This window comes from Streptomyces sp. NPDC013457 (assembly GCF_043089925.1).
Lineage (GTDB): Bacteria > Actinomycetota > Actinomycetes > Streptomycetales > Streptomycetaceae > Streptomyces.
This window is the reverse complement of record NZ_JBICBL010000026.1, coordinates 1-16,138: the sequence shown is the minus strand read 5'-3', so window position 1 is coordinate 16,138 and position 16,138 is coordinate 1. Positions and strand designations below refer to the sequence as shown.

The following is a 16,138-nucleotide window of genomic DNA, read 5'->3' as shown; positions in this document are numbered from 1 at the left end:
CGTCCGCTTCACCGACACCCTCCACACCCTCCACACCCACAACACCACCACCTACCTCGAAATCGGCCCCGACACCACCCTCACCACCCTCGTCCGCGACACCCTCGACGACACCACCGCCGTACCCCTCATGCACAACGGCCGTAACGAGACCCACACCCTCCTCACCGCACTCGCCACCGCACACACCCACGGCACCACCGTCGACTGGCCCACCCTCTTCCAAGGCAACAACACACAACGAGTCGACCTGCCCACCTACCCCTTCCAGCGCGAGCGGTACTGGGTCGAGAGTTCGGGCGGACGCGGCGACCCGGAGAGCCTCGGATTGCGCCACGAGGAGCATCCGCTGCTGGGTGCGTCGGTGCCGGTGGCGGCGTCCGACGAGGCGTTGTTCACGAGCAGGCTCTCGCTGCGTACGCACCCCTGGCTGGCCGATCACGAGGTGCACGGCTCGGCTGTCCTGCCCGTCGCGGCGCTGGTGGAGCTGGCGATCCGCGCGGGCGACGAGGTCGGCTGCACGCTCCTCGACGAGCTGGTGACGGCGGCGCCTCTGGTGATCCCGCGCAGCGCCGGAGTTCACCTCCAGGTGGCCGTGGGCGCGCCCGACGAGGTGGCGGGGACTCGGAAGGTCACCGTCCACAGCCGCCCGGACGGGGGTGACGTCCCATGGACGTTGCATGCGGAAGGGCTGCTGAGCCCGCACGCACCGGACGTCCCTCCCTTCGATCTCGGGCCCTGGCCTCCGGTGGACGCGCAGGCCGTGTCTCCCGCCGATGTCCATGAACGGCTCGCTCACGCGGACGTACGCCTCGGCCCCGCCTTCCGGACGCTGGCCGCAGCGTGGCGGCGGGGCTCCGAGGTCTTCGCCGAGCTGAGCCTGTCCGGGCCGGCGGACGCTTCGGGTCATCTCCTGCATCCTGCGCTGCTCGAAGGGGCCTTGCGCGCGTACGGGAACCCGGCGGGCGATCACGGGCCGGGCGCACCCACGGTCACGGCGGTGCGCGGAGTCCGGCTGTACGCGAGTGGCGCCTCGGACGTGCGGGTCCGGATCACTCGCGGTGAGGACGACGGCCTCCTGACGGTGCACGTCGCCGACCGGAGCGGCGCGCCTGTCGCCGTATTGTCCGGCGTCGTCCACGGGCAGGTCGAGGGCAGCGCGATCGCTCGCGCGGCCGACCGGACCGCCGACCATCTGCTCCAGGTCTCGTGGATCCCGATGCCGACGCCCGTGCCCGTGCCCGTGCCGGGGTCGACATCGGGCGCGCACCCCGTGGCATCGATGCGGTACGGCGTCCTCGGCGGCGACCCGCGCGGGGCGCGGCGATTCGGCGATGTGGCCGAAGTCGCGCGGGCGGTCGGGGCGGGCGAGCCGCTGGACGCGGTGGTGCTGCCGTACGCTCCCCCGTCCGCGGACGATGTGGTCGCGGCCACGCACGACGTGACCCGCCAGGTCATGGAGTTCGCTCAGCGGTGGCTGGCGGAGGAGCGTCTCGCCGACGTACCGCTGGTCGTCATGACCCGGCGTGCGGTGGCGGTGCGCAAGGGTGAGCCCGTGGATCCGGCCGGGGCGGCGCTCTGGGGTCTGGTGCGCTCGGCCCAGTCGGAGGCCCCCGGCAGGTTCCGGCTCGTCGACGTGGACGGTGAGACCACGCCCGCCGGTGCCGCGGACGTCGCGCTCGGCGCCGGGGAGCCGCAGTCCGCCCTCCGTACGGGACGCCTCTTCGTGCCGCGCCTCCAGTACGCCCCGCAGCCGTCGGTGGTGCCCTCGTCGCCGTACGGCAGCACGGAGGGGACCACGCTCATCACCGGCGGAACCGGTTCGCTCGGTGCCCTCTTCGCGCGCCACCTCGTCCGCGAGCACGGTGTACGGCACCTGCTGCTGACCAGCCGGAGGGGGGAACAGGCCGAGGGTGCGGCCGAGTTGGCCGCCGAGCTCAAGGAGCTCGGTGCCGAGGTGACCATGACCGCGTGCGATGTCGCCGACCGTGAGGATCTGGCCGAGCTACTGTCGTCCATTCCCGCGCAGCACCCGCTGACCGCGGTGATCCACGCCGCCGGTGTCCTGGACGACGGCCTGATCGGGTCCCAGAGCCCGGAACGGCTGGCGGCCGTGCTGCGGCCGAAGGCCGAGGCCGCGTGGCACCTGCACGAGTTGACCCGCGAGCGGGAGTTGTCGGCGTTCGTCCTGTTCTCCTCGATCGCCGGCGTGGTGGGGGGCCCGGGCCAGTCCACGTACGCCGCGGCCAACTCCTTCCTCGACGGTCTCGCTCAGCATCGGGACGCGAGGGGGCTGCCCGCCACGTCCGTCGCGTGGGGGTTGTGGGCGCAGGAAGGCGGCATGTCCGGCGGACTGGACGCGACCGACCTCAAGCGCATCGCGCGTAGCGGGTACCTTCCGGTCACGCCGGGGACCGGTACCGCGCTCCTGGACCTCGCCCTCGGTGCCGGCCGGCCCGTGGTCGTGGCGACACCCCTGGATCTCGGTGCCGTACGGGAGCAGGAGCAGGTCCCCGCGCTGCTGAGGGGGCTGGTACGTACTCCCCGCCGACGCAGGGCCGACGACGACGCGGGCGTCACCGGGGCGTCGCTGGCGGACCGGGTGGCCGCCGCCGCAACCGACGGCGAGCGGTCGGGCCTGGTGCTCGCCGCGGTCCGGGACGAGGTCGCGCGTGTCCTCGGCCATGGCGACACCGGGCGGATCAGGAACGAGGAATCGTTCCTCTCGCAGGGCTTCGACTCGCTCACCGCGGTGGAGCTCCGCAATCGGTGCAGCGCGCTCGTCGGCGGCCGGCTGCCGGCCACGGTGGTCTTCGACCATCCCACTCCGGTGGCCCTGGCGGCCTTCGTGCACGACGAGCTGACCCGGCGCACGGCGGGCTCGGGGTCCGGCGGGCCGGGGTCCGCGGACCCCGTGGCTGCCCTGGACTTCGCCGACGAGGTGCGTCTCTCCGAGGACATCCGGCCCGCGACCGAGGTCGTCCGCTCCGTCGGCGACCCTCGCGAGGTGCTCCTGACCGGCGCGAGCGGATTCCTCGGCGCGTTCCTGCTGCGGGACCTCATGCGCTCGACCGGGGCGCGGGTGCACTGCCTGGTCCGCGGCGACGACCCGGTACAGGCCCGTGCCCGGCTCCGGGAGAACCTGGAGCGCTACCAGGTGTGGGACGCGGTGGACGCCGACCGGCTCTCGGTGATCGTGGGTGACCTGGCAGAGCCGCGGCTCGGCCTGTCCGAGGAGGACTTCGACCGGCTCGCCGAGACGGTCGACGTGGTCTACCACAACGGCGCCCAGGTGCACTGGCTCCACCCGTACCAGAGTCTGAAGGCCTCGAACGTGGGCGGGACGGAGGAGGTGCTCCGTCTGGCGGCGCGCCATCGCACCGTACCGGTCCACTACGTGTCGACCGTCGGCGTCTTCGAAGGCGCGGTGACGCCCGGCGTTCCCCTGAAGGTGAGCGACCCGACCGGCCCCCCCGAGCGGCTGCCCAGCGGCTATCTGCAGAGCAAGTGGGTCGCGGAGCAGGTCGTCGAGCTCGCCCGGGAGCGCGGTCTGCCGGTGTCCGTCTACCGTGTCGACGTCATCTCGGGCGACCAGGACAACGGCGCCTGCCAGACCAATGACTTCGTCTGGCTGAGCCTCAAGGGGCTGCTGCAGGCCGGGGCGGTGCCGGCCAGTGCCGGCGGGCGCTTCCATCTGCTGCCGGTGGACTATGTGAGCGCGGCGATCCTCCGGATCTCCGGCCGCGCGACGGCGGCGGGCCGGACCTTCCATCTCTTCAACCGGAGTGCGGTGAGCCTGCGGGAATGCGTGGACCGGTTGCGGTCGCTCGGCTACTCGCTGGACGAGGTCGACTGGGAGACCTGGCGTGAACGGGTCGACGCGGACCGGGCGAATGCGATCACGCCCCTGCTGCACGCCTTCGAGATGATGACGGCCGACACCGAGACCTTCTATCCGGCGATGGACACGACGGAGACCGATGCCGAGCTGAAGGGAAGTGGTATCGCGTGCCCGGCGCTGACGGAGGAACTCTTCGTCAAATACGTGACCTTCTTCAGGCGGACCGGCCATTTCCCGGAGGCGGGCTGACCGGACCCGCCGGGCGGGGATCCCATCTGCCGTTCACCCGGCGGCAATCGGGCTCCCCGCCCGTGCACGACCGCAGACGATTCGCCCCACAGGGCCGGTGTGGTTACCTCGTGATGAGTGGCCAGAGAATGCCGGACCCTACCGTTTGTCCCATGGTTCTCTCGAAGGGTTCGGCATGAACTATGCATCCACAGGTGAAACCGTCGACCGAATCCAGGTCGCGCCGTCCGCACTGCGCGAGACGATGTCACGCTTCGCGACCGGGGTCATCGTATTGAGCGTCGGTGGCGAGCATGTGCACGGAATGACGGCCAATGCCTTCAGCTCGGTCTCCCTCGAGCCGCCGACGGTGCTCTGCTGCGTGTCGCACAGCGCGGTGATGCACAAGGCGATCACCTCGGCGCGCAGTTTCGGTGTCTCGGTGCTGAGCGCGGAACAGGAGTCGCTGGCACGGCACTTCGCGGACAAGCACCGGCCTCTGGGGCCGGCGCAGTTCGAGGGGATCGGCTGGCGCCCGGGTGAGGTCACCCGGGCGCCGCTGCTGAACGGCGCGCTGGCCTGGCTCGAATGCGAACTGGCCGAATCGCACGACTCGGGAGATCACTCCATATTCATCGGCGACGTGGTGGGCGCGTCCAGTTCCACCGACGCCTCCGGACTGCTGTTCTTCAACGGCCGTTTCCAGCAGACCGTCACCCCGCCCCGGTGAGCGGGAGCCACCATGGCGGCCACACACCTGGGGTCATCTGACGAGAACGCCTTCTGGGACGCCGTCGGAGGCAGTTTCGTCGCGGCGCTCAACGAGGGGCTCGCGAGGGCCAGGCACTCGACGCTGCGCTCGCGTGGCGCCGGCCGACTCGCGGCAAGGCCCGAGGAGTTGGAACATCCCTTCGCGGCGGCCGTCATGCGCGCCTTCGAGGCGGCCCTGCCGGCCGCTCTGGCCGGGGAGGACCAGGAGAGCATGGGTCTCCTGGCCGCACTGCGGCGTCGCGGCCAGGAGATGCTGGTCGCGGCCCTGGAACTCACAGACCGCCAGGGTCCGGTGCTCTCGCACGGACCCGTGCGGCCACTCGCGCACGGAGCCGTACGCTCTCTGCTCCCCCGGCACGAGCACCTCGTGGTCACGCTCCTCATGGAGTCCGCGGCGCTCGTCCTGTCGGAGCGCCCCGAGCTCGGCGGCACCGACGGCCGCCCGGCGGCACTCGTCCGCGCCCTCGGGCGCCGGGCGCGGAGCGGCGGCGCGGGCGACTGAGGCCCGCCCTTCGGATCGGGCAGGATCAGGGAGCCCTGTCAGGGGACCAGGATCACCTTGCCCACCGTGCGCCGCGCCAGCAGGTCCTCGTGGGCCTGCCGGGCTTCGGTGAGCGGATAGGCGCTGGTGGCCACCGGGTTGAGCCGCCCCCGCGCCATCAGGTCGAACAGTTCCTTGAGCGGGCCTTCGACCGCACCCGCGGCGGCGAGCGTGGGCCGCAGCCAGAACCCGACGACCGACGCGTTGAGCCGGCCCAGGCGGGCAGGGTCGACCGGTGTGAAGGTGCTGCGCGAGGCGTTGCCGTAGCTGACCAGCCGACCGAAGGAAGCCAGGGATCCCAGGGCCTGGTCGAAGAGTTCGCCGCCGGCCGCGTCCAGGATGACGTCGGCCTTCTCGTCCAGGGGGTAGGCGACGACGGCGTCCGCCCCCAGCTCCAGTGCGAGCCGCTCCTTGCCCGGTGAGACCTGCGCGAGCACGCGCCCCGCGCCGAACTCCTTGGCCAGCTGCACGGCCAGGCTTCCCACGCCACCCGCCGCGGAGTGGACGACGACGGTCTCCCCCGTGCCCAACCGGGCGGCGGAGCGCAGCAGATGCCAGGCGGTGAGTCCCTGCATCATCAGGGCCAGGGCCCGCCCCGCGTCGAGGGCGTCCGGAATCGGGACGAGCGCGGACTCCTTGGCGACCACCTGCTGCGCATAGCCGCCGGACACCCGGGCGAGCACGCGCCGACCGTCGGGAGTACGGCCCACGACCTCGCTGCCCGGCACGTACGGCAGCAGGTCGGCGGTCAGGTACGACCCGTCCACCTGGTGCGTGTCCGCGAAGTTCACGCCGACGGCCTCCACGGTGACGAGCGTCTCGCCCGGACCCGGTCGGGGCGTCGGCACATCCACGACGGCGAGGACCTCGGGACCGCCGAAACGGTCGAACTGGATAGCGATCATGCGGCACTTTACCGCGCCGCACCGTGAGGGCCCGGTTACGATCCGGTCGTCGGGGCATACAGTTGCACCCCGCACGTTGATGCCCGAGCACCGCACCTGGAGGGTCGGAGACGTCATGCCACAGCCCGGCGATTGTCAGGCACCGACGGCCGCACTCCGGCCAATTCGGCCGCGTGGCCGCTCCCTTGGTTAACGATTCTCCTTTGCCCTGTGGCATGTTCTCGTGCGCCCGACCAGTTGCTCACGTCCCCATCGGAGCGCCCCATGGCCAAGCAACCCCGCGCGCTGCGCACTCGTCAGGATCTGATCCGTTCAGCCGCCGAAGTCTTCGAGCGTGCCGGATTCGCCGACGCCTCGATCGCCGTGATCAGCTCGGCGGCCGGTGTGAGCAATGGCGCTCTGCACTTCCACTTCAGGAACAAACGGGCCCTGGGAGAGGCGGTCGAACTCGCGGCCGCCCAGACGCTTCTGCATTTCACCGGACGGGTGCCGCTGCGACACCCCGCCCCACTGCAACTCCTGGTCGACACCTCTCAGGCGCTGGCCGAGAACCTGCTGAGCGACCCGGTCCTGCGGGCCGGATTCAGCCTGGCCAGCGACGCAACCTGGCAGGGTCAGGTCAACCTGTGGGAGGAGTGGCAGGACTGGGTGCAACTGATGCTGATCGTCGCCAGGGAGAGAGGCATGCTCACCTCCCACGTGGTGCTCGAGGACGCCGTTCTCGCCATCACGTCCATCGTCGCCGGATTCGAGGTGCTGTCCCGCATCGACACGGAGTGGGCGTCCCGGCGTGCCGTCACCGCGTTCTGGCGGCTGATGCTGCCCCAGCTCGCCGTCGCGGAGACCTGCGGCACTCTGGCCCCGGAAGGGAGCGCCTCGCCTCCGGTCGGGCCCGGGAGTCCGTACGGGTCCCAGGACTGGGACATGGCCGAGACCTGCGGCGCCGCGTAGGCCGAACCGTCGCCTGTCCGCTCGCGGATGTGGCGTGAACCGTGCTTTCTTTGCGGGGCGTTGTGCGCGGCTTGTGCGTCCTTTGAACGTCACCGCGCACCATGGGAGTGCGGTACGGCCGCGCCAGTTGTGGGACGAGTCAGGGAGAGTCGACGTGGTGGGAGTGGCGAGCCGGTGGCTGCGCAGGTTCGATCAGCCGGCGGGGCAGGGCGCTGCCGGGACGGGCGCGCCGCGGCTGTTCTGTTTCCCGCATGCGGGCGGTGCGGCCAGCTCGCTGCGTCCGCTCGCACTCTCCCTCGCCCCCACACTCGACGTACTGGTCGCGCAGTACCCGGGCCGGCAGGACCGCCGGCTCGAAGAGCCCGTCGACGACCTCGACAGGCTCGCCGACGCCCTGGCGATCGAGGTCTCGGGGCAGATCGACGGGCCTTACGCCCTCTTCGGCCACAGCATGGGGGCGGTCCTCGCCTACGAGGTCGCCCGCCGGCTCTCGCCGCGGCGGGGACCGTCCGCGCTGATCCTGTCGGGCCGGGGCGCGCCCAGGCCCGAGCCGGGGCGCCACGACCGGCTGCGGACCGATGACGACATCGTCCGGGCCGTGTCCGCCCTGGGCGGCACCACACCCGAGGTGCTGCGGGACCCGGAGCTCCGGGAGATGGTCATGCCCGCCCTGCGCGCCGACTACCGGGCGATCGGATCGTACGGGTGGAAGCCGGGGCCGCCGTCGACCGTCCCGTTCACCGTGCTCGTCGGTGACAGCGATCCGGTGGTGACCGTGGAACAGGCGCAGAGATGGGCGGAGTTCACGACCGCCGGCGCCCGTACGCAGGTGTTCTCCGGCGGTCACTTCTTCCTCGACGCCCACCTCGCCGAGGTGTCCGAGGCGGTCGCCACGGCGTGCGTCACCGCCTGCGCCTCCGGCGTGGCGACGGCGCGCGGATGACGACCGTCGGAGGCCGGGGGCCCAGGCTCCTGGCCGTCAGCGACCTGCATGTGCGCCACAAGGAGAACCGGACCGTCGTCGAGGGTCTGCGGCCCACCTCTCCGGACGACTGGCTCATCGTGGCCGGCGATGTGGGCGAGTTCGTGGAGGACATCGTCTGGGCGCTGCGTCTGCTGAGCGAGCGCTTCGCCACCGTGGTGTGGGCACCGGGCAACCACGAGCTGTGGACCCACCCGCACGATCCGGTGCAGCTGCGCGGCGCGCAACGCTACGACCACCTCGTGGAGTCGTGCCGCGCGATGGGTGTCGTCACTCCCGAGGACCCCTACCCCGTGTGGCGGGGCGAGGAGCAGGGGGTCGCGGTGGCGCCCCTGTTCGTCCTGTACGACTACTCGTTCCTCGCCCCCGGCGCGCGCGACAAGCAGGAGAGCCTCGCCATCGCCGAGGCGGCCGGGATCGTGTGCACCGACGAGTTCCTGCTCCACCCCGACCCGTATCCGAGCCGAGAGGCCTGGTGCGCGGCCCGGCTCGCCGCGACCGAGGCCCGTCTGGCCGCCGTCCCCGACGATCGGGCGACGATCCTGGTCAACCACTTTCCGCTGGTGAGGGAACCCACGCACATCCTGCGTCATCCCGAGTTCGCCCAGTGGTGCGGCACCCGGGCGACGGCCGACTGGCCCACGCGCTACCGCGCGGTCGAGGTCGTCTACGGCCATCTGCACATCCCACGCCTGATCCACCACGACGGCGTCCCGCACCGCGAGGTGTCCCTCGGCTACCCGAGGGAGTGGCAGCGTCGGGCCGAAGCCCCCGCGCTGCCGGTGCAGATCCTGCCGAGGACGACGCCGAACCCCTGACGCGATCGCGTCGCACGGACGAGACGGAGCCTTCCGGATGATCGATGAGTTGCTGCCCGTGCCCCTGGCCGTCGCCGACACCCGACACGACCGTCCGGAATCCGTGCTGTACCCGGCCGAGGCGCGGACGGTGGCAGGCGCGGTGGACGAGCGCCGGCGGGAGTTCGCCACCGTACGGTACTGCGCCCGCAAGGCGCTGCGGGAGCTCGGCGTCTCCCCCGCCCCCATCCTCAACGGCGAGCGCGGCGCGCCGGTCTGGCCCGCCGGGACGATCGGCAGCATGACCCACTGCCGGGGATACCGCGCGGCCGCCGTCGCGTACGCCACGGACCTGGCGACGATCGGGATCGACGCCGAGCCCGACCTGCCGATCAGGGACGAGGGCACCCGGGAGCTGGTGATGGTCGCGGAGGAGCGGGGCCGGGTGGCGGCGCTCAGGGCGCGTCACCCCGAAGTGGCCTGGGACCGGCTGGTGTTCAGCGCCAAGGAGAGTGTGTACAAGGCCTGGTACCCGCTGACCGGCCGCTGGCTGGACTTCCATGAGGCCGTGGTCACGGTCGACCCGGAGCGGGCGACCTTCACAGCCCGTCTTCTGGTCCCTGGTCCGGAGATCGGCGGCCAGAGGGCCGGGACGTTCCAGGGCGGCTGGCTGCGCCGCGACGGGATCCTGCTGACCGCGATCGCTCTCACCCACACAGGAGTCGCTGTGACGCGACCGCTTCCCTTCGCGGGGCGGCCGGCGGCGACGGTGTCCGGGGCGCGCTGAGCCCGGCCGCCCGCCTTGTTCGAGATTTGTGTGGGCTTGGACCGGCGTCGTGCAGGCTGGTGCCGCGGAATCGCCGCCAATGACGCCTCCGGGCGGCCATGGAGCGTAGCGGGGGGATCGATGCAGTTCCGAGTGCTGGGTCCGATGGAAGTGGTCGACGACGGCAGGGTGGTGGGTCTCGGCGGCACCAAGCAGAGAGCCACTCTGGGGTTCCTGCTCCTGAACGCGAACAAGGCGGTGGCCACGAGCCAGCTGCTGAACGCCCTGTGGGGAGTCGACGACGCGCCGATGACGGCGCGCAAGATCCTGCAGAACGCCGTCTACGGGCTGCGCGGCGCCCTGTCCGCGGTCCGGGGTTCGGCCGGCGCCGACACCGCGACCCTGCTGACGCAGCCGCCCGGCTACATGATGCGGGTGGAACCCGAGAAGGTCGACCTTCATCTGTTCCACGCCTGGGTCGGCCAGGGGCGGCAGCTGCTGTCCCAGGGGACTCCCGGGACGGCGGCGCCCTTGCTGCGCGACGCGCTGGCGCTGTGGCGGGGGCCGGCCCTGGCCGATCTGGTGGAGAGCGGGGTCCAGTGGCCCGAGCTGGTCGCTCTGCAGAACACCCGCCTCGACGTGATGGAGGACTACTTCGAGGCGCAGCTGGCCTGCGGAAGGCATCACGAGATCCTCGCCGAGCTGGAGACCATGGTGCGCGCCGAGCCGCTGCGGGAGCGGTCCTGCGGCCAGTTGATGCTGGCGCTGTACCGGTGCGGGCGGCAGGCGGACGCACTCGCCGAGTACAGCCGGGTGCGGGCGGTCCTGGTGGAGAACCTGGGCCTCGAGCCGGGCCGCGGTCTGCAGCGGCTGCAACAGTCGATTCTCGCCCAGGACTGCTCCCTGGCCTTCGAGCGCGTGCCGGAGCGGGCGCCGGTGCGGATGTCGGAACGGGCGCCGGAACGGGCCCCGGAGCGGGCCCCGGAACGGATGTCAGAGGGAATGTCCGAGCGGATGCCCGCCCGGGAGACTCCGTCCGGCGACGTCCTCTCTGCGGAGCCCGTCGCGCTCGCCGCACCGGCCGACACCGTCGGCGCACCGGCGGGGGCGGTCGACCCGTCGGGGGTCGCGGCCGAGCCGGTCTCAGGCGCCGCTGACGCGCCGGGGGCGGAAGCGGCGCAGACCGGACCGGCCGACGAGACCGACCCCTCCGCCGCAGCGCGCCGGACGAGCACCGACCGTCGCCAGGTCAGCGTGGTCTCCCTGCGCACCCGTCTCGCACCCTCCCTGGGCAGCGGTGCCGAGCAGGAACTCGACGATCTCCTCGACGGCGCCGCCCTCCTGGTCCGGGAGCAGGTCGAACGGTTCGGCGGTACGGTCGTGGCCTCCATCGGCTCGGTGTCCCTGGCCCTGTTCGGACTCGACGACCCGCACGAGAGCGACGCCGGGAAGGCCGTTCTCGCGGCCCTGGCGGTCCGGGACGTCCTGGACGTCTCCACCGGTTCGGGCGGCGCCGGCGCCGCGCAGTCGACGGTGCAGGCCGCCATCACCCAGGGCGAGGTCCTGCTGCGGCGACGCGGGCGGGAGGAGGGGCCCACCGTGGTCGGCGCCGTCCTGGACGAGTCCCAGGCCCTGCTGGGGTCGGTGCCCGAGGGCGAGGTGCGGGTCAGCGACGCGGTACGCCGCGCCAGTGAACAGACCGTCGTCTACCGCCGCTGCGACAGCGCCGCCGCGGGCTGGCAGGCCCTTGGCGCGCGGTCGGCGGGCGCGGCGGGTACCGAGCAGGCGGTGGAGCTCGACGTCCTGCGCGGCCTCGCGCAACGCACCCGGCACCGTGGCGTACCCCACCTGGTGACGATCCTCGGAGACGCCGGTACCGGGAAGAGCCGGCTGCTCGGCGAGTTCGGTCGCTGGGCCGCCGAACAACCGGACGGGCCGCTCGTCGTGTCGGCCCGTGCCTCCGAAGGCCGCGACGGCTCACCGCTGGCGATGGCGGGCCGGCTCCTCGCCGCCTACTGCGGGGTCCGTCCCGACGACGACGAGGAGACGGTGCACGCGGCGCTGGAACGGGAGGTCCGTGCGCTGTATCCCTCCGACGGGGCGGCGGACCTGCCCCTGCGCCGGCTGCGCCCGCTCCTCGCGTCCGCGGGGGTCGATGTCCACTTCGGTGAACTGTGCCCCGGTGAAGTACTGCTCTCCTGGCGGGAGTTCTTCCAGGAGGCGGCGCAACGGCGGCCGATCACGCTCTGCGTGGACGACCTGCACCGCGCCCCCGACATGACCCTGGACGCCGTCGAGGAACTGGCGGAGTCCGCAGGGGTGGGGCGCCTGTTCGTGGTCGCCTGCGCCGGGCCGGAACTCCTCGCCCGGAGGCCGTCCTGGGCCGGAGGCAAGAGTCACACGACCACGGTCACGCTGGACCCGCCCCAGCGCATCACCCACGAGGAACTCGTGGAGTTCCTGCTCGCCGCGTCGCGCAACGACGCCTTGCAGCGCATCGGCGAGCCCAGGGATCCGGCCGCCGCGTGAGCCCCGCGACCGGCCGTCGTACTCCGGCGGGCCGGCGCCCCCTGCCGTGTCCATCGTCAGGTAATCGATCACCCACGCGGGTGCGGATGACTTTCTCGTGACCGCCGACTGGCATGGGCGGAACAGGATGGAAGCGACTTCCCACGAGGGAGCGCCAGGAATGCGGCCGGTGCCGATTCGGAGAGATCGGTCCGCGTTCGACAGGTAGGCGTGACATGAATTCAGGAGCTGCTATGTCGGAACTCGCCGAGCCCAATCTTCGCGCGCTGCTGGCCACGGCAGGACTCGATGTCGAATACGTCCGCGGAGAGGGAAACACGCTCTTCCGCCGCGGGGAGGACGGAGGCGAGATACCGGTCCTCGACTTCGCGGGCGGCTACGGGTCTCTGATCCTCGGGCACAACCACCCCGAGATCGTGGCCCGCGCCCAGCGGCTCCTGGCGGAACAGTCGCCCGTGCACGCGCAGTTCTCCTCCCACCCGTACGCCAACGCCCTGGCCGCCGAGCTGAACCGGATCGTCCACCGGGAGACCGGCACCGATGAGCCCTACTACGCGACCTTCGCCAACAGCGGCGCCGAGGCGGTCGAAGCGGCCGTCAAGCACGCGGAGATGGACCGGGTGGTACGCCTCGGTGCGATCGTCGCGGACATCGCGGAAGGCATCGACGAGGTCCGTACGGCGGTGGACGCGGGGCTCGCGACGGTGCCCGACGAGGTGTTCGCGCGCCTGGGCATCCCCCGCCCCGCGGCCGGGCAGGACGCGACCGAGGGGGGCGTCGACGGGGGCGCCGAGGGGGCGATGGAGGCCGTGATCGCCGAGGTCACCCGCAGGAACGAGGAGCGGAGCGCCGAGGCTCCGGTGCTCCTGGCGCTCGAAGGCGGCTTCCACGGCAAGCTGATGGGCAGCGTCCAGCTGACCCACAACGCCGGGTACCGGACCCCGTTCGCGGCGCTCGGCCTGCGTACCCGGTTCGTGCCCCGGGACGCCCCGGACGTCCTGCGGGAGATCCTCGAGCAGGAGCGGCGGCCGCTGCTGCGTCCGGCCGTCGAGGACGGCGAGGTCCGGCTCGTCGAACGGCCCCACCCCGCGTTCTGCGCGTTCCTTCTGGAGCCGATCCAGGGCGAGGGCGGAATCCACCCGCTGTCGAAGGAGTTCGCCCGCAGGATCCAGGAGTTCGGCGAAGCGGCCGACTGCCCGCTGGTCGTCGACGAGGTCCAGAGCGGGATGGGCCGTACCGGAGCGCTGCTCGCCAGCTCCCACCTGGGCCTGCGCGGCGACTACTACGCGCTCGCCAAGTCCCTGGGCGGCGGGATCGCCAAGGCTGCCGTGATGCTGGTGCGCGAGGCCCGCTATCAGCCCCACTTCGAGCTCGTACACAGCTCCACGTTCGCCAAGGACAGCTTCTCGTGCCACATCGCGCTGAAGGTCCTGGAGCTGCTGGAGGCCGACGGCGGCCGCGTGTACCGGCAGGCCGTCGAGCGCGGAGCGGCGCTGGAGACCATGCTCGGCAAGGTGCGCGCCGGCTACCCCGACGTGGTGAAGGACGTACGGGGCAGCGGCCTCATGCTCGGGTTCGAGTTCCACGACCAGTCCGGCGCCGCGTCCGAGGCGATCGGCGAGGCGGCACGCTCCGGACTCTTCGGCTACGTCGTCGCCGGACACCTGCTCAACGCCCACGGCATCCGCACCTTCCCCACCGCCAGCGCCGTCCACACCCTGCGCTTCGAGCCCTCGGTGTTCCTCACCGACGAGGACATCGACCGGCTGGAGCGGGCCCTGACCGACGTCTGCCTGATTCTGCGCGACCAGCAGGCGCACCGGCTGGCGGTCCCCGCCTGACCGAGCGGCCCGCCCGCCCCTGGAGAACTCCCCCTTTCTGAAAGGTCAGCCGAAGGTCATGATGAGTGAGCAGCCTGCGACTCCGGTCGGCACGGACATCGAGCGGAACGAGCCGATCGCCGTCGTCGGCATGTCCTGCCGGCTTCCCGGGGCGGACGGGCCCGCCGCGTTCTGGCAGCTCCTTGCCGGCGGCATCAGCGCCATCGGAGACGTACCGGCGGACCGCTGGCCCGAAGGCGCCGCGAGCGCGGTCACCCGCGGTGGCTTCCTCGACACCGTGGCCGATTTCGACGCCGCCTTCTTCGCCGTCTCGCCGCGCGAGGCGGCGGCCATGGACCCCCAGCAACGGCTGGTGCTCGAACTGGCCTGGGAGGCACTCGAGGACGCGGGCATCGTGCCGGCGTCGCTGCGCGGCAGCAGGACCTCCGTGTTCGTCGGCACCCTGCGCGACGACTACACCAACCTGGTGTACCAGCACGGCGCCGAGGCCGTCACCCAGCACACGATGACCGGAGTGAACCGGAGCGTCATCGCCAACCGGATCTCGCATCTGCTGGGCCTGCACGGACCGAGTCTGACCGTGGACTCCGCCCAGTCCTCCTCGCTCGTCGCCGTGCACCTGGCCTGCGAGAGTCTGCGGCACGGGGAGTCCACCGCCGCCATCGCGGCGGGCGTGAACCTCAACCTGCTCGCCGAGAACACCGTCACCGAGCAGCGGTTCGGGGCACTGTCGCCGGACGGAGTCACGTACACCTTCGACGCCCGCGCCAACGGCTTCGTGCCCGGCGAGGGCAGCGGGGTGGTCGTCCTGAAGCCGCTGGGGCGGGCCGTCGCCGACGGCGACCGGATCTACGGCCTCATCCGTGGCAGCGCCGTCAACAACGACGGCGCCACCGACGGCCTGACCGTCCCCAGCCGTGAAGCCCAGGAGCAGGTCCTGCGGGCCGCCCGCGCGCGGGCGGGCGTGGCCGCGGAGGAGGTGCAGTACGTCGAACTGCACGGCACCGGCACCCCGGTCGGCGACCCCATCGAGGCCGCCGCCCTGGGCGCGGCACTCGGGACGGGGCGCGATGCGGAGCACGCGCTGCGCGTCGGCTCGGTCAAGACCAACATCGGTCACCTTGAAGGTGCGGCCGGTATCGCGGGGCTCATCAAGACCCTGCTGAGTCTTCATCGCCGTCTGCTGCCGCCCAGTCTCAACTTCGAGCGCCCCGCCCCGGCCATCGACCTGGACGGGCTCGGGCTGGCGGTACAGCGCGAACTGACCCCGTGGCCGGACCCCGAACGCCCGCTGGTGGCCGGGGTCAGCTCCTTCGGCATGGGCGGCACCAACTGCCACGTCGTCGTCGCGCAGGCACCTGCGGGCGATGCCGTCTGCGACGAGGACGGCGACACCGGCACGCCTCGCGGGTCGGCCCCAGGCATCCTGCCGTGGGTCGTCTCCGGCGCCGGGGAGGCAGCGCTGAAGGCCCAGGCGGAGCGGCTCGTCGCGCAGGCCGAGGACTGGGGCGGAGACGGGGACAGGGGCGGGGACAGGAACGGAGACAGGGAGGCCGCGTCCTCGGCCGACATCGGCTGGTCCCTGGCCTCGACGCGCACGGCCCACCGTCATCGCTCCGTGGTGCTCGGCTCCGACCGGTCGGCTCTCGTCGACGGGTTGCGGGCGGTGGCGCAGGGGAAGGCGGCGCCGGGTGTGGTCTCGGGTGTCGTGGCCACCGGGAAGACCGCGTTCCTGTTCACCGGCCAGGGCTCACAGCGACTCGGCATGGGCACGCAACTGTACGAAACCTACCCCGCCTTCGCCGCCGCCTTCGACGAGGTGTGCGCCGCACTCGACCCCCACCTGCAACAGCCCATCGCCGACATCATCCGCAACGGCGGACCACTCCTGGACCAGACAGCCAACACCCAGCCCGCACTGTTCGCCCTCGAAGTCGCCCTCTACCGGCTCCTCGAATCCTTCGGCGTCCGCCCCGACCTCGTCGC

11 protein-coding genes are annotated in these 16,138 nt (G+C 72.0%); 10 read left to right on the top strand and 1 reads right to left on the bottom strand.

The window, feature by feature from the left end; translation table 11 throughout:
• The 3 genes from ACF1G2_RS35870 to ACF1G2_RS35860 all read left to right on the top strand — a co-directional run.
• The coding region (locus ACF1G2_RS35870) for a thioester reductase domain-containing protein (RefSeq protein WP_391802347.1) at window positions 1-4,090 on the top strand (4,090 nt) is incomplete at its 5' end.
• 175 nt (window positions 4,091-4,265) lie between these two features.
• Window positions 4,266-4,799: a flavin reductase family protein gene (locus tag ACF1G2_RS35865; protein WP_391802346.1), complete on the top strand. Its 534-nt coding sequence runs from the start codon at window positions 4,266-4,268 to the stop codon at window positions 4,797-4,799.
• Between the two features lie 12 nt (window positions 4,800-4,811).
• The gene (locus ACF1G2_RS35860) at window positions 4,812-5,342 is read left to right on the top strand and encodes a hypothetical protein (protein WP_391802345.1); all 531 of its coding nucleotides are present in this window, start codon (window positions 4,812-4,814) and stop codon (window positions 5,340-5,342) included.
• 38 nt (window positions 5,343-5,380) lie between these two features.
• Here ACF1G2_RS35860 and ACF1G2_RS35855 read toward each other — a convergent pair whose 3' ends face one another.
• Window positions 5,381-6,286, bottom strand: a complete 906-nt coding sequence (locus ACF1G2_RS35855; protein WP_391802344.1) for a zinc-binding alcohol dehydrogenase family protein — start codon at window positions 6,284-6,286, stop codon at window positions 5,381-5,383.
• A gap of 264 nt (window positions 6,287-6,550) precedes the next feature.
• Between ACF1G2_RS35855 and ACF1G2_RS35850 the strand changes: the two genes are divergently transcribed.
• The 7 genes from ACF1G2_RS35850 to ACF1G2_RS35820 form a co-directional block, all read left to right on the top strand.
• Window positions 6,551-7,237, top strand: a complete 687-nt coding sequence (locus tag ACF1G2_RS35850) for a ScbR family autoregulator-binding transcription factor (RefSeq protein WP_391802343.1) — start codon at window positions 6,551-6,553, stop codon at window positions 7,235-7,237.
• Between the two features lie 154 nt (window positions 7,238-7,391).
• On the top strand, window positions 7,392-8,180 hold the full coding sequence (locus tag ACF1G2_RS35845) for a thioesterase II family protein (RefSeq protein ID WP_391802342.1): 789 nt from the start codon (window positions 7,392-7,394) through the stop codon (window positions 8,178-8,180).
• Window positions 8,177-9,037, top strand: coding sequence for a metallophosphoesterase family protein (locus ACF1G2_RS35840; protein WP_391802341.1), 861 nt, complete (start codon window positions 8,177-8,179; stop codon window positions 9,035-9,037). Before ACF1G2_RS35845 ends, ACF1G2_RS35840 begins: the two co-directional genes overlap by 4 nt.
• 37 nt (window positions 9,038-9,074) lie before the next feature.
• Window positions 9,075-9,803 carry a 4'-phosphopantetheinyl transferase gene (locus ACF1G2_RS35835; protein WP_391802340.1) on the top strand — a complete coding sequence of 243 codons (729 nt, stop codon included), beginning with the start codon at window positions 9,075-9,077 and terminating at the stop codon, window positions 9,801-9,803.
• A gap of 120 nt (window positions 9,804-9,923) precedes the next feature.
• Window positions 9,924-12,311 carry a BTAD domain-containing putative transcriptional regulator gene (locus tag ACF1G2_RS35830; RefSeq protein WP_391802339.1) on the top strand — a complete coding sequence of 796 codons (2,388 nt, stop codon included), beginning with the start codon at window positions 9,924-9,926 and terminating at the stop codon, window positions 12,309-12,311.
• Between the two features lie 233 nt (window positions 12,312-12,544).
• Entirely contained in the window at window positions 12,545-14,152 is a 1,608-nt protein-coding gene (locus ACF1G2_RS35825) for an aspartate aminotransferase family protein (RefSeq protein WP_391802338.1), read from the top strand.
• A gap of 61 nt (window positions 14,153-14,213) precedes the next feature.
• Window positions 14,214-16,138: type I polyketide synthase (locus ACF1G2_RS35820; RefSeq protein ID WP_391802337.1), on the top strand; the 1,925-nt coding region annotated here is incomplete at its 3' end.

Excerpts from the sequence above, each read along its gene's own strand:
- ACF1G2_RS35865 (WP_391802346.1), top strand. The coding sequence starts at position 4,266 with ATGAACTATGCATCCACAGGTGAAACCGTCGACCGAATCCAGGTCGCG.
- ACF1G2_RS35860 (WP_391802345.1), top strand. The coding sequence starts at position 4,812 with ATGGCGGCCACACACCTGGGGTCATCTGACGAGAACGCCTTCTGGGAC.
- ACF1G2_RS35855 (WP_391802344.1), bottom strand. The coding sequence starts at position 6,286 with ATGATCGCTATCCAGTTCGACCGTTTCGGCGGTCCCGAGGTCCTCGCC.
- ACF1G2_RS35850 (WP_391802343.1), top strand. The coding sequence starts at position 6,551 with ATGGCCAAGCAACCCCGCGCGCTGCGCACTCGTCAGGATCTGATCCGT.
- ACF1G2_RS35840 (WP_391802341.1), top strand. The coding sequence starts at position 8,177 with ATGACGACCGTCGGAGGCCGGGGGCCCAGGCTCCTGGCCGTCAGCGAC.
- ACF1G2_RS35835 (WP_391802340.1), top strand. The coding sequence starts at position 9,075 with ATGATCGATGAGTTGCTGCCCGTGCCCCTGGCCGTCGCCGACACCCGA.
- ACF1G2_RS35830 (WP_391802339.1), top strand. The coding sequence starts at position 9,924 with ATGCAGTTCCGAGTGCTGGGTCCGATGGAAGTGGTCGACGACGGCAGG.
- ACF1G2_RS35825 (WP_391802338.1), top strand. The coding sequence starts at position 12,545 with ATGTCGGAACTCGCCGAGCCCAATCTTCGCGCGCTGCTGGCCACGGCA.